Source organism: Leptolyngbya sp. CCY15150 (genome assembly GCF_016888135.1).
GTDB lineage: Bacteria > Cyanobacteriota > Cyanobacteriia > RECH01 > RECH01 > RECH01.
Genome location: NZ_JACSWB010000292.1, coordinates 1 through 17,551 on the forward strand (window position 1 = coordinate 1; position 17,551 = coordinate 17,551).

At 53.1% G+C, this 17,551-nt stretch carries 19 protein-coding genes, 1 tRNA gene and 1 pseudogene; 12 read left to right on the forward strand and 9 right to left on the reverse strand.

Going from position 1 to position 17,551, the window contains the following annotated elements; genetic code table 11:
- Window positions 1–104: 104 nt before the first annotated feature.
- Together JUJ53_RS23020 and JUJ53_RS23025 are read right to left on the reverse strand one after the other, a co-directional pair.
- Window positions 105–914 (reverse strand): hypothetical protein, encoded by an 810-nt coding sequence (locus JUJ53_RS23020; protein WP_204154398.1) that lies wholly within the window; start codon window positions 912–914, stop codon window positions 105–107.
- A 137-nt stretch (window positions 915–1,051) separates the two neighbouring features.
- Window positions 1,052–1,285 (reverse strand): hypothetical protein, encoded by a 234-nt coding sequence (locus tag JUJ53_RS23025; protein ID WP_204154399.1) that lies wholly within the window; start codon window positions 1,283–1,285, stop codon window positions 1,052–1,054.
- 197 nt (window positions 1,286–1,482) lie between these two features.
- On the opposite strand from JUJ53_RS23025, the gene JUJ53_RS23030 reads away from it, so the two are divergent.
- Together JUJ53_RS23030 and JUJ53_RS23035 are read left to right on the forward strand one after the other, a co-directional pair.
- Entirely contained in the window at window positions 1,483–3,138 is a 1,656-nt protein-coding gene (locus JUJ53_RS23030; RefSeq protein ID WP_239125310.1) for a DUF2079 domain-containing protein, read from the forward strand.
- A gap of 180 nt (window positions 3,139–3,318) precedes the next feature.
- Window positions 3,319–3,876, forward strand: a complete 558-nt coding sequence (locus JUJ53_RS23035) for an NUDIX hydrolase (RefSeq protein WP_204154400.1) — start codon at window positions 3,319–3,321, stop codon at window positions 3,874–3,876.
- A 95-nt stretch (window positions 3,877–3,971) separates the two neighbouring features.
- On the opposite strand, the gene JUJ53_RS23040 is transcribed toward JUJ53_RS23035, so the two are convergent.
- Window positions 3,972–4,056 (reverse strand) — tRNA-Ser (locus JUJ53_RS23040).
- A 424-nt stretch (window positions 4,057–4,480) separates the two neighbouring features.
- On the opposite strand from JUJ53_RS23040, the gene rsfS reads away from it, so the two are divergent.
- The 4 genes from rsfS to mdh all read left to right on the forward strand — a co-directional run bounded on the left by rsfS (window position 4,481) and on the right by mdh (window position 6,680).
- Window positions 4,481–4,939, forward strand: coding sequence for a ribosome silencing factor (gene rsfS, locus JUJ53_RS23045; protein WP_204154401.1), 459 nt, complete (start codon window positions 4,481–4,483; stop codon window positions 4,937–4,939).
- A 170-nt stretch (window positions 4,940–5,109) separates the two neighbouring features.
- Window positions 5,110–5,280: a ssl1498 family light-harvesting-like protein gene (locus tag JUJ53_RS23050; RefSeq protein ID WP_204154402.1), complete on the forward strand. Its 171-nt coding sequence runs from the start codon at window positions 5,110–5,112 to the stop codon at window positions 5,278–5,280.
- Between the two features lie 158 nt (window positions 5,281–5,438).
- A complete protein-coding gene (locus tag JUJ53_RS23055) occupies window positions 5,439–5,654 on the forward strand; it encodes an NAD(P)H-quinone oxidoreductase subunit O (RefSeq protein WP_204154403.1) in 216 nt (71 codons plus the stop codon).
- A 63-nt stretch (window positions 5,655–5,717) separates the two neighbouring features.
- Window positions 5,718–6,680 (forward strand): malate dehydrogenase, encoded by a 963-nt coding sequence (mdh, locus tag JUJ53_RS23060; protein ID WP_204154404.1) that lies wholly within the window; start codon window positions 5,718–5,720, stop codon window positions 6,678–6,680.
- Between the two features lie 75 nt (window positions 6,681–6,755).
- On the opposite strand, the gene JUJ53_RS23065 is transcribed toward mdh, so the two are convergent.
- Window positions 6,756–7,571 (reverse strand): SDR family oxidoreductase, encoded by an 816-nt coding sequence (locus JUJ53_RS23065; RefSeq protein WP_204154405.1) that lies wholly within the window; start codon window positions 7,569–7,571, stop codon window positions 6,756–6,758.
- Between the two features lie 24 nt (window positions 7,572–7,595).
- On the reverse strand, window positions 7,596–8,321 hold the full coding sequence (locus tag JUJ53_RS23070) for a hypothetical protein (RefSeq protein ID WP_204154518.1): 726 nt from the start codon (window positions 8,319–8,321) through the stop codon (window positions 7,596–7,598).
- Between the two features lie 794 nt (window positions 8,322–9,115).
- On the opposite strand from JUJ53_RS23070, the gene JUJ53_RS23075 reads away from it, so the two are divergent.
- Window positions 9,116–9,634, forward strand: coding sequence for a GNAT family N-acetyltransferase (locus JUJ53_RS23075; protein ID WP_204154406.1), 519 nt, complete (start codon window positions 9,116–9,118; stop codon window positions 9,632–9,634).
- Here JUJ53_RS23075 and JUJ53_RS23080 read toward each other — a convergent pair.
- The 3 genes from JUJ53_RS23080 to JUJ53_RS23090 form a co-directional block, all read right to left on the reverse strand.
- Window positions 9,631–10,071, reverse strand: a complete 441-nt coding sequence (locus JUJ53_RS23080; RefSeq protein WP_204154407.1) for a DUF4332 domain-containing protein — start codon at window positions 10,069–10,071, stop codon at window positions 9,631–9,633. The genes JUJ53_RS23075 and JUJ53_RS23080 overlap by 4 nt on opposite strands.
- 87 nt (window positions 10,072–10,158) lie before the next feature.
- Entirely contained in the window at window positions 10,159–11,328 is a 1,170-nt protein-coding gene (locus JUJ53_RS23085) for a DUF3747 domain-containing protein (protein WP_204154408.1), read from the reverse strand.
- A 485-nt stretch (window positions 11,329–11,813) separates the two neighbouring features.
- A complete protein-coding gene (locus JUJ53_RS23090) occupies window positions 11,814–12,644 on the reverse strand; it encodes a photosystem II manganese-stabilizing polypeptide (protein WP_204154409.1) in 831 nt (276 codons plus the stop codon).
- Window positions 12,645–12,976: 332 nt separating this feature from the next.
- On the opposite strand from JUJ53_RS23090, the pseudogene JUJ53_RS23095 reads away from it, so the two are divergent.
- The 3 genes and pseudogenes from JUJ53_RS23095 (at window position 12,977) to clpP (ending at window position 15,407) form a co-directional block, all read left to right on the forward strand.
- A pseudogene (locus JUJ53_RS23095) lies at window positions 12,977–14,191 on the forward strand (transposase).
- Between the two features lie 151 nt (window positions 14,192–14,342).
- The gene (locus JUJ53_RS23100; RefSeq protein ID WP_239125312.1) at window positions 14,343–14,702 is read left to right on the forward strand and encodes a hypothetical protein; all 360 of its coding nucleotides are present in this window, start codon (window positions 14,343–14,345) and stop codon (window positions 14,700–14,702) included.
- Window positions 14,703–14,798: 96 nt separating this feature from the next.
- Window positions 14,799–15,407, forward strand: a complete 609-nt coding sequence (gene clpP / locus JUJ53_RS23105) for an ATP-dependent Clp endopeptidase proteolytic subunit ClpP (protein WP_204154410.1) — start codon at window positions 14,799–14,801, stop codon at window positions 15,405–15,407.
- A 113-nt stretch (window positions 15,408–15,520) separates the two neighbouring features.
- On the opposite strand, the gene JUJ53_RS23110 is transcribed toward clpP, so the two are convergent.
- Window positions 15,521–16,180 (reverse strand): hypothetical protein, encoded by a 660-nt coding sequence (locus JUJ53_RS23110; protein WP_204154411.1) that lies wholly within the window; start codon window positions 16,178–16,180, stop codon window positions 15,521–15,523.
- On the opposite strand from JUJ53_RS23110, the gene JUJ53_RS23115 reads away from it, so the two are divergent.
- Complete coding sequence (locus tag JUJ53_RS23115) at window positions 16,179–16,328, forward strand: hypothetical protein (protein ID WP_204154412.1); 150 nt, start codon at window positions 16,179–16,181, stop codon at window positions 16,326–16,328. The genes JUJ53_RS23110 and JUJ53_RS23115 overlap by 2 nt on opposite strands.
- Window positions 16,329–16,768: 440 nt before the next feature.
- Entirely contained in the window at window positions 16,769–17,536 is a 768-nt protein-coding gene (locus JUJ53_RS23120) for a DUF475 domain-containing protein (protein WP_204154413.1), read from the forward strand.
- The last annotated feature ends 15 nt before the right edge of the window (window positions 17,537–17,551 follow it).

The window sequence follows — 17,551 nt, forward strand, 5'->3', positions numbered from 1 at the left end:
TTGACATGCTAACGACATCAGTCCGGTTACTCATCTACTATCTCAAGCATCGTCAGATTCCAGTATTCACTTAAATCATTCTTGATTGCGCAACGCCTAAAAGACTATGCTTCCTTTCTTGCACGAGCTTCCTCTCTCCATCGTGCCAGTTGAGTACATGTCGGAGTGCCTGAGAACATTTCTCTAGCCCAGTGTTCACAGTTATAGCTTAGCTTATTCCAAATACGCTTCTCTGATTGTCGGGCTAATTTAATACGCTGTTCAACTTGGCTGTAGGGAACCATATCAGGCAGATGTTCCTCCACAATCCAGGATGGCTCATAGGCAACCTCATGAATATACCCAAATCCTTTCTCAACTAAGTTATTTTGAGCCTTTACAGTCGAGCCAGTGAAAAAGTGAGCAACTCGGAAACCCTTAGGACTAGACACTAGCACACCGTAGTGTTCGTAGTCTTGTCCATTTTCATCTTTACATAAAACCGATACAAGATCGCCTACCTTTACGACTTCACCATTGATATCACAAACATCAGGAACTTTATCTAGTAACGTATAGCAGTCTGACAAAGTGAGTAACTGCCGTTCAGTCGCGGAAAATGGTGAACTAATCCACTTTGGATCAATGCTGGCTCGCAGATCTACAACCTCATCGAACCTATCCGATGCCCATTTCAAATGATTTTGTAAGTTTTTCAGAGCACTAGCATGTTGCTTGTCATCTAGTCTTGTAAACTCTTTGTCTATTTCTATATCCAAGCATGTCACAATCCGATCGCAAACGGCTAGGATTTCTTGATCTCGTGTATGTTTGACTATTTTATTGATTTCATTACGAATGGTGCCATTATTCATGTGTTCTTGAATATGGGCAAGTAAATGCAATGCTTTGCTAGGGCTTGAATAGGTAGGCATGGTTTTAACATTCGGCAGAAAGACACAGTTTTCGGAAATCCGAATTATGGACACTTATACCAGGTTGATACTTCTTTTCGTATTTCGCAAGCAGCGCTTTAAAAGCATCAATAATCCGGATTCAAAGGTGTTGAAAATCATCCTTTCTTAGCCTTAGACTGGCGTTCTGCTTTAGACTCTTTCTCCATCTCATCAATTAGCTCGTCAGTTACCCTGGGCATTGGTACCTGACTGGATTGTATGTTTACTTGACTTCCATAAATGTTTATGGTTGCATCTTTCACTTCTATGGGTAAGCTACCTTTAGAGGCTGCTTGTCCAGCAGTCTTTGCGGAGGCTTGAGCTGAGTTATTGCTTGCAGCAGAGGTCATGACTGGTTACCTAATCAGATGTTTTTTCGCTTGGATTCTAAACAGGAGTGAAGAAGCTTGGTCATGCTAGGGATACTTCACATTACGATTATTCCCCTAATCATAGGAGAAATAACCGAATTGGGCGATCGCCTCCCCCATGGTCTGTGGTTGAATGAAAAGCACAATGTTTCGCAACCATCGTGGGTAAAGCAGGTATGAGCCAGGAATCCAGCAGCGGGTGGAAATGGCAGACGGGGCCAATGGTATGGGAGGTGAGCCGGGGGGCGTTGATGGCCGCCGCACTGTTTTGGGTGGTGGTGCTGGTCTTGGTGCTACACCGCCACCATGCCATGTATCCCTCCTACGCCTCCTTCGACCAAGGCATTTTCAACCAAGTGTTTTGGAACAACAGCCACGGTCGCTGGTTCCAAAGTTCTCTCTCCTCCAGCCTGTCCACCCCCGTTGTCCACGATGGTCAGGTGCCGGATGTGTCCTACCGGCGACTGGGACAACATTTCACCCCGGCCCTGCTGCTGTGGCTGCCGATCTATGCGATCGCCCCCTCCCCCACCACCCTATTTATCATTCAGGTAACCCTGGTGACCTTGGCGGGTCTAGTGCTCTACAACCTGGCCCGGTGCTATCTCACGCCGCAGCTCTCCACCCTGATCGCCATTAGCTACTACGGAGCCAATTCCGTCATCGGGCCCAGCTTGGCGAACTTCCACGACATTTGCCAACTGCCCTTGTTTTTCTTCAGCCTCTTTCTCGCCCTAGAAAAACGCTGGTGGGCCCTGTTTTGGATCATGGCGGGACTGATTTTGCTGGTGCGGGAAGATGCGGGGGTGGCGCTGTTTGGCGTTGGCGTCTATCTGCTGGTCAGCCGTCGCTATCCCTGGCTGGGCGCGATTCTCTGTGGTCTTAGCCTGGGCTATATGCTGCTGCTGACAAACCTGATCATGCCGCTGTTTTCCGAAGATATTTCTCGGCGATTCATGATTGAGCAATTTGGCCAGTACGTCGAGGGCGATGAGGCCAGCACCCTAGATGTAATCGGGGGCATGGTCAGCAATCCGGGGCGCTTGCTGCAGGAATTGGTCAATCCCCTGGGGGACAAAATTCGCTACCTGCTGGGGCATTGGCTGCCGCTGATGTTTATCCCAGCGATCGCTCCCTCTGCTTGGCTTTTGGCAGGCGTGCCCTTACTCAAAACCTTTCTGCGCCAAGACCCCATCGCCCTATCGATTAACCTGCGCTATTCCATGAACATTGTGCCGGGCTTATTCTACGGCGCTGTCCTCTGGTGGTCGGTGCATCCCCAGGCGATTCGTCAGCGCTGGGTGCGGGGCCTGTGGATTGCGGCCATCACCCTATCGATTTTGTTCACCATCACGTCGAATCCCAACCGATCGCTCTCCTTTATCATTCCCGATTCCATTCAACCCCAAGTGTACCTACCGGCTCCGCAGCAGTGGCAACATGTGGCCAAGATTCGGGGTTTCATGGCTGAGATTCCCAGAGATGCCAGCGTCTCAGCCACGTCCCACATCGTGGCCCATCTATCTAGCCGACGGCAGGTGCTGCGCTTTCCAGACCTGAGCCTGCAAAACGATGCTGACGAGGTGGTGGAAATGGACTACGTGCTGCTCGATCTAGAGCAACTGGTCACCTATCAAACCGTATTTGCCGACGATCGCCAACGGCTACAGCGCGCCGTGCGCGTGGTGGATCGGATTCTGGAGCGCGATCGCTACGGTGTTCAAGGCTTCACCGACGGCATCCTTTTTCTGCGGCGAGCAACGCCCTCCCAGCCCGATGCCTTGGCAGCATGGCAAGCCTATCGACAAGCGATCGCTGCTGCGGTAGATTGATGCCCGCCCAAGGAGCCGTAACCGTTAACCGATTCTGGGCATGAGCAATCCATGAACCGGCTGAAATGCCAGAAATGTTGCGGGATTGAGGGAGAGCGATCGCCCATTGTCTAGCCATCTGAGCTACAGTGTGGAGCAGCATTCCTAAGACCCATCTGTAACTATTCTGTAACTATGTCGATGTCAGAGCCGCTTGTGTTTAAAAATCGCCCCAATCAACCCATCGTGGTGGAGGGAAAAACCTACTGGATTAGTCGCAGTGTCACGGTGGTGCCTGTCTTACTCTTTGCCATCGAACGCCAGCTCTATGTTCCCCTCGGTAAGCGCGGCATCGACATGCCCAATGAGCAGGGCAAGTGGGGATTACCCGGTGGCTATCTCGATTTTGATGAAACGACGAGCGAAGCGGTGATCCGCGAAGTCTATGAAGAAACGGGACTGAACCTGCCCTACCTAATGGCCCATCATCGGGTGGTGGGTGATTTAGAGCATCCCTACCTGATTGAAAGTCGGCCGCTGTATTTACAAAACGTATCGCTGCGCTTTCCGCTGATGATTTTTGTAGACGACCTGCCCCCGCTGGCTGCCAAGGTGGGGGTGGGGGAAGTGGAAGAATTGCGGTGGGTGCCGGTGGAAGAGGCGATCGCCCAAGACCTAGCCTTCGAGCACCATCTCCTCATCCAGCATTGCCTAGAGACCTACTTCTGCTGGAATCAAGCAGGCGATCGCACCCTCTAGACACCCTGTAGAATAGATATAGAAACCCCTAACGTTGGCAACGGCAGTCTCAAGCGCGATCGCTCAGTTGCACAACACCTAGATTCCAACACCAACGGAGAGGGTGGGATTCGAACCCACGGTACCTTTCGGTACACTCGATTTCAAGTCGAGCGCATTCGACCACTCTGCCACCTCTCCAGCGCTTTTTATTCTAGCGTGAGTCGAGCATTTATCAACGCCAGAGTTATACGGGTTTTAAATCCGGCATTTGACTAAATCTCGAATCAATGCATCATAGTGATCTAGACATCCATCGGCCGTGCCAGTTTCTGCGGAAGCTGAGGACGCCCCCAACTCTCGAATTAGCTTTGACGTCAACCTTGAAACCTCTCATCATCTCAACCGTTTGGCAACGGTTTCCGTCAGCCCGCGTCGGTATTGAATCAACCTTCAATCAACCGAAGCGATCGCGCCTTCTCCTCGCTAGAGTTGTCCTATACTGACTGGAACACAGGCTCACGCACCCATGGGCAGATCGTATGCGGATTGTATCTTGACTGCCAGACCTTGTGCTCTCAAATTTTCCAAAATTCTTAACCTTTACTGAGGACGAACATCCTGAATGACTGATCACTCTCCAACCACATCCCACCCACCCATCGCCGCGTCACGCTCCGCATCAGATGCGCCAACCCCCTCCAACCCCAGCTATGACCTGGCCCATCGCATTGCCCAAGCCGCAGACGATCGCAAAGGGGGCGATATTGCCTTACTGAATGTTGAGGATGTCTCCTACCTGGCCGATTACTTTGTGGTGATCACAGGGTTTTCCAATGTCCAAGTACGGGCGATTTCCCACAGCATTGAAGACACCATCGCCGACGATCTGCAGCGACAGCCCTTGCGCGTCGAGGGGCGCGGCGAAGGTAATTGGGTGTTGATGGACTATGGCGAAGTCATCGTTCATATCTTCATGCCCGATGAACGGGAATTTTATGATCTAGAAGCCTTTTGGGGTCATGCCGAACGGGTGCCCTTTGTGCCCACCTTCACCGATACCCGCATCCGAACCACGCCGTAATTAGGTGCCCCATAGCGGGCGCGCCATCGAGCTATACCTGGTTTCCAGCCAACGTTTGGGGAGTTTTCCTAGGAAGCTGGTTGTTGCCCCTAGTTTCGTTAAGAAAGCGTTGCATTTTTTGACCCGCCGTCAATTTCTGTTACTGTTGGTAACCAAACGTGGAGGAAATTATGCCTTATACAACTGAAGAAGGCGGACGTCTTAATAACTTTGCTAAAGAGCCCAAAGTCTACGTTGCTGAGCCCCCCAACAAAGGTCAAAAACGCACCTACGTTATTCTGGGTGTGCTAGCCGTTGTGTTGATCGGCGGCTTAATTTCAGTCGCATTCCTCGTCTCCTAAGCGGATAGAGCGAGGCACGTCATCTAACAGGCAACAGCCGAGTTTGATACACTAGCCAAGGTGTTGATAACAGCCGCCTGGGTACAATCATTAGACTCAAGGGCGATCGCTGTTGTCCTCCCTTTTCTCTACCTCTAGGACTGAATACGGCATAGACTATGGCACTCAAAAAAGGTGATGTGGTTCGGGCGCTTCGCGACAAGCTAGACAGCAGCGTCGAGGCCAGCGCCAGTGATACCCGCTGGCCCCCTTATATTTTTGAAACCAAAGGGGAGATCATGGACACTCGCGATGACTATGCCCTCGTGCAGTTTGGCTATGTTCCCACTCCCAATATGTGGCTGCGGCTCGATCAATTAGAAAAGTTTGAATAACATTTCCGGAAAACCTGAACATTTACGGTTATCGTCGTCATTAGGCGACGATTTTTTTTGACCATGTCCACCTACCTTTCCGTGACCTGTATTCCCACCCGCGTGTCTGTGATTGGCGCAGGGCACGTTGGCAGTACCCTCGCCCAGCGCATTGCTGAGAAGAATCTTGCGGATGTGATCCTGCTAGATGTTGAGGCGGGCCGGCCCAAAGGCATTGCCTTGGACTTGATGGAAGCCCGAGGGCTGGAAGGGCACGATCGCCAAATTATTGGCACCGATGACTACCGCGATACGGCCAATTCCAACATTGTGGTGATTACCGCTGGGCTACCTCGCCGCCCCGGCATGACCCGCGATGATCTGCTGCGCACCAATGCCCAGATCGTCATCGAAACCACCCAAAAAGCGATCGCTCACTCCCCGGACGCAGTCCTCGTGATCATCACCAATCCCCTCGATGTGATGACCTACCTAGCCTGGAAGGTGAGCGGCTTCCCCAGCTATCGAGTGATGGGCATGGCCGGCATCCTCGACTCCTCTCGCTTCCAAACGTTCATTGCCATGGAATTGGGCGTCTCCACCGCCGATGTCCATGCCATGGTGCTGGGTGGTCATGGGGATTTGATGGTGCCCTTGCCGCGTTTCTCCACCGTCAGCGGCATTCCCATCACTGAGCTCATGGATCCAGACACCATCCATCGCTTGGTGGAACGCACCCGCAACGGCGGCGCAGAAATTGTCAACCTCATGCAAACCGGGGGAGCCTACTTTGCCCCCGCCTCCTCGGCCTACACCATGGTGGAATCCATTCTCTGCAACCAGTCGCGCCTGTTGCCCGTGGCATCCTACCTATCCGGCGAGTATGGGCTCAACGATATCTTCATGGGCGTGCCGGCCTTCCTCAGTTGTCGCGGTATTGAGCGGGTGTTGGAGCTTGACTTAAAGGACGAGGAACGGGATGCGCTGCACCAATCGGCCCAAGCCATTCGCCATACCCTAGATGACGCTCTGAAGATGATGCCTTGATCTGGTGCTAGCGATCGGGTAGATGAGGGGCGATCGCCCCCCATTCCCCCATCACTCACCATTCAACCGGAAAACTCAGGTAGACGAAGGACGCCCTAATCGCGCCATGCCCCACTGCACCAGGCCCGGCAAAAGTCGGTAAGCTTCCGTAGCGATCGCCGTGGCCCCCACCCCCACCTCCGTCTTCCCATCGGTTGCCGCCTCCCAGATAGCCTGGGCCACATCCTCCGGCCGACTCGCCCAGCTTTGCGTCATCGCCTGGGCCATTTGCTGCCGCTGCTGCTCCGCCGCCGCCGTAGACGCACCACGAAACTGGGCCCGCTCCAAAAACTGACTGTTGATCAACCCTGGATTCACCAACCCCACATGAATTCCCTGGGGGGCCAGTTCTAGGCGCAGGGTATCTGTCAAACCGGTCACGGCATATTTACTGGTGCAGTAGGCGGTCATGTGGGTGAGGGGCATCTTGCCGCCAAAGGAACCCACATTGACGATCGCTCCCTGCTGCCGCTCGATAAACTGGGGTAATAGCGCATGGATGGTGTGAATATAGCCCCACAGGTTGGTATTCAGAATTTGCTGCCAGTCTTCTAAGCTGGTGTGCTCCATGGTGCCCGTCCGGCAAATGCCCGCATTGTTCACCAAAACATCGACGCTGCCGAAACGATCCAGCGCCTGATGCGCCAGTTGAGCTACCGCACCAGCATCCCCCACGTCCGTCGGCACCGCTAGGGCTTGGCATCCCGTCTGGTTGATCTCCTGAGCGATCGCCTCCAGCCGTTCCGCCTGCCGCGCTGCCAGCACCAGGTTATACCCACGCTGGGCAAACAGGTGGGCCGTGGCTCGCCCAGTTCCCTGGGAGGCTCCTGTAATCAACACCGTTGGCGGCATGGAATCTATCCTCAAACAACAAGACTAAAAACGGCTGCCCAACAGGCGTTGCCGCACACCCTCAGCAATTTTTTGACCCAAATATTCTGGAATCACACTCTCATTGGGGCCCAACAAATAGAGAATCAGCCGGGTGCGCCCGCGCCACACCAGAAGGTTAGCATTCACCACCAGCAGATCTTCCTGCCAGATGGCATACATCACCTTATAGAACAACCCTGGTTGGTTGTCTGCCTCAATCAGCAGCGCCGGTAGGTGAAACACTGGGTCAACATAGAACTCGGTTTCCACCTGCTCTAGCCCAGCATCGAGGTTGAATTCCACCGCCAGCATTTCTTCAACCTCAAACCGTCCCGCCAGCGCCTCGCGAATGGCCCGCCGCACATTATCGGCCGTTTTGTCCGTCAAGACCTTGCCACCCCGCGACACAATCAGCTTGATGAACACCAGCATCGGCGGATAAATTTGCCCATACAGACTGAGGCTATGGATCGTGAGCCCATAGGCCGCCAAGACGCCAAAAATGTCGCTGAGCAAAAACGATTGGTTGCGATAGGCGAAATGCAGGGCGCTCTTCGTCCCCTCCGGCTTAAGATCAATCACGACCTGCCGACTCTTATAGAGTTGATACGCCAGCTTCAGGTTTTGAATCTGAATCTCGCTGCTAACAAACTGTTCATAGAATTGTGGAAACGCACGATTGAACCGTTTCAACAATTCCAGCGTTGATTGTTTCAAACCCGAAGCCATAGTTTTGGTATTACACCTGTCTTTCAGGTTAAAGTCCGAGTCAAATTGGACAATCATAGATCCTAGGATCCTAAACATGGGGCGATCGCGACACAACACCCCTACCGTGCTGTTCTGCTAAGACCAACCTGTCAAAAACAGAATGCCCGTTTTTAGGTGCATTGGTGTCACTAGACCGTTCTTGCAGGGGTAATCATGTCCACGCCCTGCAGGGGTTGTCATCTAACCTCAGCGATCGCTCTTCACCTTGCTTCAGAGACCCCATCGCCATGCTCTGTGGATACATCTGATCCGTCTTGCCCTTACAACATCAAGACAACCATTACCCCATCTCCACACCTGCGTGATCTGCATGACACTTGCAGATCCTCTCCGCAGTGGGGTCGAAGATGCCAACAATGAGCCAGCAATTCTACAAGCGCGATGACCGCAATGGCTGCACGATAGTTGTCGCTGTAAAGGTAGATGTTCAGGGGGCTAGAAACCGTTTGTGCTGCATCATGACTAAACCCCAACATACTGAGAGGTAGACCTCTAGCATCCAATCTTGGTGCAGGAGCTACGCTCTCTAGCCGGTATGTGTCAATCCTGAGAATAATACACAAACACAAAGCCAAAGACACTTTCTAGCCTATTTTGACTCATTAAGAGCTATCAAACCCTATCAAAACTCTAAGTTTTGTGCAATTTTCATAGACGAATCCTAGGGAATTCTCAGATTATCAGAGTCGAGACAGGGCACGAAGGATATACTATCTAGTATTGTTGACCTCTACTACCGTAACCATACCTGCATGGGTTTCTGGAAGAGTTTGTTTGCGACCTCTGACGCGACCCCGTCAAAGCCAGCACCAACCAATGACTATACTGAGTTCAACGGAACTTCAAGCACCAATCCTCGCATCTTCTTCAGTACAGAGCGCGAGATAGATTTGTATGACCTTGAAGAGCTGTGTGATGCGGTCGGCTGGTCTCGCCGTCCACTGCGCAAGGTGAAAAAGGCCATCCAGCACAGCTTTTTAGTGGTGTCCATGTGGGAGCAGCGCGGCGCACAGCGACGGCTGGTGGGCTTTTCTAGGGCAACCTCCGACCACGCCTTCAATGCCACCATTTGGGACGTAGTGGTGCATCCAGACTACCAAGGCAAGGGTTTAGGTAAAGCTTTGATGAAGCAGGTGATCAAAAAGCTGCGCAGTGAAGACATCAGCAACATTACGCTATTTGCCGACCCCCAGGTGATCGATTTCTACCGAGGGCTAGGCTTCATGCCCGATCCTGAAGGCATTAAGGGTATGTTTTGGTATCCAGACTAGCGGCGACCGGTGAGCTGCTGGGCATCCTGAATCCACACCATCACGTCGTTGAGCGACGGACAAAGATCTTTGTTCTGCATCGTGGAAATATGCAGCTTCATCAGTTGCCGATGCAGGCGCGGCAGGGGCGTGGTCGCTAGCTGTTCAGGCGTTGCCACCCCGGCATAGAGCAACATTCCACAATAGTGACAGCCCACGCTGGCTACGCGGGCTAGGTTTGCCAAAGCAGACCACTTCTTCACATGCTGTAGATGAGTTTGGAGCTGATTGGCGAGCTGCTGTTGCTGATCTGGAGTTTGGGTTTGGCGCACAAGCTGCAAGGTGGTTTCAATGCCAAGATCCACGAGCTTTTGGCTGTCCTCGGGGCTGAGACCAGGCAACTGCGCGATCGCATAATTGGGCGATCGCCCTTGGGGCGCATGAGAAGGTGAAGCCATGGCGGACATCTGCCAAAAAGATCGTTACTGATCAGCATAGTCCACCGGCTGTCCCTTGACTATTCTTCTCGATCCTCGGGATCAGCGCTAATCAATAGGAAGCACCGATGCAGAAAGACCCTGGCTAGAGAGCGATCGCTGTAGTTGATCCGCCGCCGTCCGGTCTTCAAACAAACCTGCCTGCATGACGGTGCGCCCGTTAAGATTGGTACGGAACGCATCAGGGACAAGCGATCGCACCTGCGCTTCCTGCTGAGAGGAGGTGGTGTTGACAATCACCCGGTAATTAAAGCCCAGAGCTGCCGCTTGGGGCGACGGGGCCGCTACGGCCACATTGGGCATCAGGGTTGTATTCCCCAAAGGCGGCGTCATATTGGGAACGGGTTCCAGCGGTGTAGGCGGCGGCAACACCGGCGGTGCTCCTTGTGCCACCGGAGGAGGTGTAGGGGTAGGAGTGGGCGGCTGAGGCGGCGCTGCCCCTAGTTGCGTGGGAGTTTGACCAAACTCAATCCAGCCGTCGGTAGCCGGTTGCGTGGGTGCGGCGGGCGGCGCAACAGTGACGGGAGCAGGCACCAAGGCAGGAGGCTCCACCACGTCTGGCTCATCTGGCTCAAGGTCTGGTGTAGAAAAGTCTGGACGGACTACAGGCTCTGCAGACGGCGGCAGGGTCACCGATAGTTCTCGCTGAGGTGCTGCTGCGATGGTGGAGCGCAGATCCTGTTCATGGGTGAGGTAGAAATGGCCTAGGGTTTGCCCATCATAGGCTCGTTGGGAAATATACCAGCTTGGATACAGGTAGATTTTGGCAAAACCCGTGGTGATGCGGTTGGTTTGACCAAGGGCGAAACTGGGGGCAGAGCGATCGCGATCGGGCACCGCCATGAGCACCAAGCTATCGCTCGATCGCATCAAGCGCAGGCTGTAGTCCATGCCGAGATCTTGACCTGCCATGCGAACAGAATAGCCATTGCTATCGGTGCTGCGGCCACAGATGCCGGTGAAGTCAAATGAGGTGAGCAGCAGATCAACCACGCCATTTTGCTCACTCCAGCAGGCGCGTTCACTCGACAGTTGCCGCAACAGCAGCAGTTGGTGGTTCTCCCCCACTGGAGTAGCCACCAAAATGAAGTCCTCTGCCGGGACGCTCTGCTGCTCAAACTCAACGGCGATCGCCGGAGCACTTGCACCCACACCAGCCACCATCAAGCCCATACTTAGCAGCAGCGATCGCATCTTCCCAACGCTTCGACTCACCATAGCTTCTTCATTCCTTCGCTTCACCATGCCCACATGTATTCATGGATAACAACTCGTCCACAGGACTACTGACCCGAACCACGTTGCACCCAACCATCTTAATGAAGAGATCGTCTTTTTTGATCCGTGTTGTCAAATCTGGAACCGAGGGGCATCACGATCGAACCTTGGGGAGTTTGGCCGTTGGGGAGCTACAGCCCTATCCTGGTTCCTAATCTTCGTCAATTCTCGACGCTCACTTCAGCAGACCAGCTCGTTGCTGTATGAATTAGCCCTAAGTGTAGCGAAGAAGTGCAAACTTTGATCGCGGATCATCCCCAAATCTGGCCCAACGGCAACCCCTAATAACACCCCCTAACAACAACAAAGAGGGGTATTGCTCCCCTCTTTGCTGCACGTATGCACAATATTCAAATGGCGATCGCCCCTTGATCAAGCTAAAGCACCCTAAAGCAGGTTGCTATCACGAAAGCGATCGCAGCAGCCTAAGCTTCCGATGGTTCAACCCGAGCGTAGAACAAGCCACGGATTTTGACGTCTAGAGCTTCGTCGGTTCCCATATCGGTATCCGAAGGTTGCTCACTCTCAAACGTTCCAGCAATTTCGCCCGTGTAGCCATCTACCTTGGCGACCTGCAGGGAAATGTGACCTTCGCCCGTTTCAAAGCTCTTGACATTTTCCCGACGGATTTCTTCGCTGTCTGCCCGAGCTGGCAAAGCAACGGCGTTGTCATACCCAGTCGTCAAACCCCGACCTTTTGGATCAAGGAAGTTGGACGTACGGTAGGACGGAACTCGGAAGGTACCTTCTAGGTCACTGGACGTGTTGATGGCACCCAAGCCCGGCTGGCTCTTAGCTACTAAACCCTTGATGGTGAACAGGAAGGGTACCTGTTCGCCGCCCGGCAGGAGAACGGTGATGGCTTGGAAGTCAAAACCACCTTCTTCAACAAACGTGACCGACCCATCGGGTTCAGCCTTGAGCTTGCCGCTTACTTGGTCAATGGTTGATGTACGACGAGTCAGCGCCTTACCCGCAATGAAGCGAGATTCTTGGCGCTTATTGGTCGATTCTTCCTTAACAAAGTAGGACGTTGGCTCTAGACAAAGCTCGCGAATGACAAAGGATCCATCACCCTCAATAGGAATGGCTCCTCGGCTGACTTCACCAAGCTGAGGGCATTTGTTGGCTAGCCCGGTGCCACGAATTTGTTCGTAGGTGAGTGGGCCGTCCGCCGCATCTGGAGCCTCACTACACGCAGTTAAAAAGCCTAAACATAATGCCAGGAATGCGGCAACGAAAGCGCGATACCTCATGATTAACCTCTATGTGAATGCAAAATCCCCACCAATATTCCGAATGCGTATAACCGGCTTCTGACGCGCAGGCGCAGGACGTCAGATGCGTTGTGCAACTGCTAGGGCGTGCTTTGCAATCACAAGGCGATCGCAAACTCCGTTGTCCTAGTCACCGAGACAAGCCTAGTCATCTAAACCAGCTCGGGTTCAATAAACTCTGCGCGAAACGCAAGCGATTAGAAGCCTAAAGTGGTTCTCGTATAAGTCTCATAGAGCATGTTACCAAAGAACTGGATCTAAAGCCTTGTCCTTCTGAGACGGCTTTTTATGTTGCATAATACGACATGACGATGATTGTGCTTGAGTTCAAAGCCTACGGTAAATCTCAGCAAGACCGGGCGATCAGCGACGCGATCCGGACTGTTCAATTCATTCGTAACCAGTCCATCCGATATTGGATGGACAACCGGGGCACTGACCAGAATGATCTGCAAAAGCTTTGCGCCAGACTTGCTAAAGAATTTCCTTTTGCGGCAGACCTCAACAGCATGGCTCGGCAGGCCAGCGCAGAACGAGCATGGCGTGCAATCTGTCGGTTCTATGAAAACTGCAAAAAAGCCATCCCTGGAAAAAAGGGGTTCCCCTTGTTCCAGAAGGATAATCGTTCGGTGGAATACAAGACCTCTGGGTGGAAGCTTGCAGAGAACCGTAAGGCTATCACCTTCACCGACAAAAAGGGAATCGGCACCTTGAAGCTCAAGGGTACCCGCGACCTACACTCATACTCAATCGATCAGATCAAACGGGTTCGAATCGTCAGGAGAGCAGATGGGTACTACATCCAATTTTGTATTCGGGTAGAGCGTACTGAGTCCGTAGAGCCGTCTGGTCGAGCTATCGGTCTGGACGTTGGACTGAGGGAGTTCTACACCGATAGCAATGGTGAAGTAGTCGCAAATCCCCGGTATCTCAGGAAGGGTGAAGAACGTCTAAAACAGGCGCAACGCATTGTTTCAAGGAGGGTTAAGGGGGGGCAAAACCGGGCAAAAGCAAGGGCAGTTTTGGGTAAGCGCCATCTCAAAATAAGTAGGCAACGTAAAGATTTTGCTGTGAAGTTAGCAAGATGCGTCATCCAGTCTAACGACTTGGTGGTCTACGAAGACTTGAGGATCAAGAATATGGTGCAAAATCACCACCTTGCCAAGTCGATTAGCGACGCTTCTTGGTATCAGTTTCGAGTGTGGTTGACCTATTTTGGCAAGGTGTTTGGCAAGGTCATCATCGCCGTTCCACCTCACAGAACTAGCCAGGAATGCTCTGGTTGCGGTGCGATTGTCCAGAAAACGCTATCCACTCGGACTCATGTGTGTCGGTGTGGATGCGTCCTAGATAGAGATCACAACGCAGCGAGAAACATCCTCAGTCGGGGATTGAGTACGGTAGGGCATACCGGAACTTTTGCGCTAGACGCAAGCAACGCTTCAGGAGAATGAGCCTCTACCTTGGTTGGAGCCATCCTGTCAAGGCAAGCTGATTCGTTGAGTGAAGAATCCCCACGCCTTTAGGCTAGGGAGTGTCAAAAGACCTTGTCGCCTTATTTTGGCGCAAGTCCGCAAATTCAAGCAGCGCAAAGACCCACAAGACAAAATCGGGTGCGTCTCGGGATGAGAGCAGCTACGATGATGAAACCCACTCCTGAGATACAACAGGCTACTTATGAATCAACGTGTTCCCTCGACCAATCCAACATCATTGCCAGGAAAACTGTCCGTCGATCCCAGCACCTACCCAGAAGATTTACAGGCGATCGCCACCTTGGTTCAAGATGCAGCCATCGGCCGCAAAGACGACTGTTTGAGCCTGCTGTCGTTGCTGCGGCTATTGGAAGCGCTCCACCGCGATATCCGCGAGCATCTTTTTCAAGACACCCTGCCTAGAAATCGGCAAAATCTCTACGCCCTACTACGAGACATTGAAGCCAATGGCGGTTGGCCCTACATTCATCGCATGAAAATTCGTCGATTGCTCGATAACGTGCCGATGCCCGATGACTCGGATTCATCTCCCCTAGCCTAAGCACCGAGTATCTTCAGTGGCGTTGATTGAGCGATCGCCCCCGACGATCCAAGCAAATCGGTAGAATAGGGCAAAGACCTGTTAGCAGTAAGCTCCATGATTCCTACAGTTATTGAACAATCTGGTCGTGGCGAACGCGCCTTTGACATTTACTCCCGTCTCCTGCGCGAGCGGATCATCTTCTTGGGGCAAAAAGTTGACTCTGACCTAGCCAACCTCATTGTGGCCCAGATGCTGTACCTCGAATCGGAAGACTCCGAGAAGGATATTTACCTCTATATCAACTCTCCCGGTGGGTCTGTGATGGCAGGTCTGGGTATTTTTGACACCATGAACCACATCCGCCCCGATGTTTGCACCATCTGCGTAGGTTTGGCGGCCAGCATGGGAGCCTTCTTGCTCAGCGCCGGCAAAAAAGGCAAGCGCATGAGTCTACCCCACTCTCGGATTATGATCCACCAACCCATTGGGGGAGCCCAGGGGCAAGCCGCTGATATTGAAATTCAAGCCAAAGAAATTTTGTACCACAAGCGCCGACTCAACGAGTGGCTGGCCAATCACACCGGCCAACCCCTAGAGCGCATCGAGGAAGACACCGAACGGGACTTCTTCATGTCTGCCCACGAAGCGATGGAGTATGGACTGGTGGATCAGGTCATTGATAACCAATCCGTCGGTAGCCGTCCTCTGTCTATGGATCAATAGGGTCAGAACTCAAGAGGGTCAGGACTCCCTAGATTCACACCTCAAAAGAGTCAGCTCTGCTAGAAGCGATCGCTTCTAGCAGAGTTTCCCATGCCTAAACCCCAGCCCAAACCCTACTGCGCTTCTAGAAAACCGAGGAAGTCCATCAGTTCCGAGTCGGTCAATTCTTGGCGGGTTTCTTTGCCATAGGTTCTCCGCAAATGGTCTCGCCCTTGGGATTTTGACCATCCCAACCGCCGCATTTCCACCAAAATTTTTGCAATATCATCCGATCGATCCACATTCCCTAGAGGCACATCAGCGGGTGGAGATTCTGCTGGATAGGGGGTAGGAAAACTAGACAATGGCTGCGATCGCTCCTCTGGCAGGGTCGGATGATCCCATGACTCCGATCGCGGTCTGGGAGCGCTGACACCCACCGGCTCCGGCATGACCGGTTGACGAGGTTCTGGAGAGGTTGACCGAGATTCAAGGGAAAACTCAGGCGGTAAGGATGGCGGCGTTGTGCTGGCAACCGACTGGGGTATGGGAGGAGCGGCTGGAGACGTCCACAACCCCAGCGATCGCAGCGCCCGTCCCTGAGCCCGATCTTCGGCCTGCTCGATCTGCGGATCGGCCGACAGCCCCGAAGCAGTGATGGTTTCCCCCAATTGCACATAGGCCCGCACCACATAAACGCCATCGTGCATAGCGAGAAGCTCGGTGATGAGACTGGCCGTGGGGTAATGGTCTCGAAATTGGGCAATGAGAGCAGGCAGCGTGGTGGAATCCATGGGTTGGTATCAGGGTGGACGTCAAAACAATGGGGTGAGTCGAGCTGGAGGCAGGCGCGATCGCTCGTTGGTCGTGAACAAGCTAGGGGGACATGGCAGCCGAGCTGGCACCCTGTCCGCCGCGATCGCCGGCTCCTCCGCAGCATAGCGTCTATGATTCACCAGCGAGGCACCAAAGAAGATGCACCGACGAAGCATGGTAGGGCGATCGCTCCCGACCAGAGTTTCTTCGACGACCTCCAAAATTCCCGAGGATAACGTTAAGCTAAATCAAGAACGTTCTCATGTTCGCTAGAAAACTGCCTGTTCGGTGCAGGTAGGAGGTATACAGCTAAGATTCCACGAGATCTAAGAACAATGGCATGGACTAGAGCTTGGCATGGCTCCCAAGAGGCTCCAAGAGGTCAAAGAGCTTGGGCCTAATCCATTCAGGCGGCTTCCCAGACACCTGAGTCATCCATCATTAGGATCGTACATATTAGAAGTTAGCATTTTGATCCATCAACCGTTGAGGTTCATGGATCAACACCTCTTTAGAGACGCCCCCAGCGTCAACCGTTTTGGCTCAGACTCGCATTTTTTAGGCTGATGTTAGACAAACTGCTCGAACTTTCACCCAATGTTGGACTGGATACTCTCCTGCTGCTGCTGGTGCTCATTGCCCTAGAGGCAGTGCTATCGGCGGATAATGCGATCGCCCTCGCTGCGATCGCTCAGGGATTAGGTAGCGCTGAACAGCAGCGCAAAGCGTTGAATATTGGGCTGGTTGCAGCGTTTACGCTCCGGGTCGTGCTCATTTTAACGGCGACGTGGGTCGTTCAGTTTTGGCAGTTTGAGCTGTTGGGAGCCGCCTATTTGCTTTGGCTCGTCTTCCAGTATTTTCGCTCGGATGACGATGGCAGCGCCCACCATCACCACGGGCCACGCTTCGCCTCGCTGTGGCAGGCTATCCCGATGATTGCCGTCACCGACCTAGCCTTTTCCTTAGACAGCGTGACCACGGCGATCGCCATTTCTCAAGAACGCTGGCTGGTGTTGACGGGGGGAGCGATCGGCGTGCTCACCCTCCGCTTCATGGCAGGTCTGTTCATTCGCTGGCTGGATGAGTTTGTCTACTTGGAAGATGCGGGATTTGTCACGGTGGGATTGGTGGGTGTGCGGCTGTTGCTGCGGGTGATCAATCCAGATTTTGTGCCTCCCGAATGGATCATGGTGATGCTGATTACCGCCCTGTTTGCCTGGGGCTTTTCGAAGCGTACAGAGCCGGCAGAGCCAGGGCGATCGCTGGAAAGTCCTACCCTGCCACCTATTCCAGAATCGGTCAAGGAGCCCCAAGAAGTCTCCATCGACGGATAGCGTGAGAGACCTGGC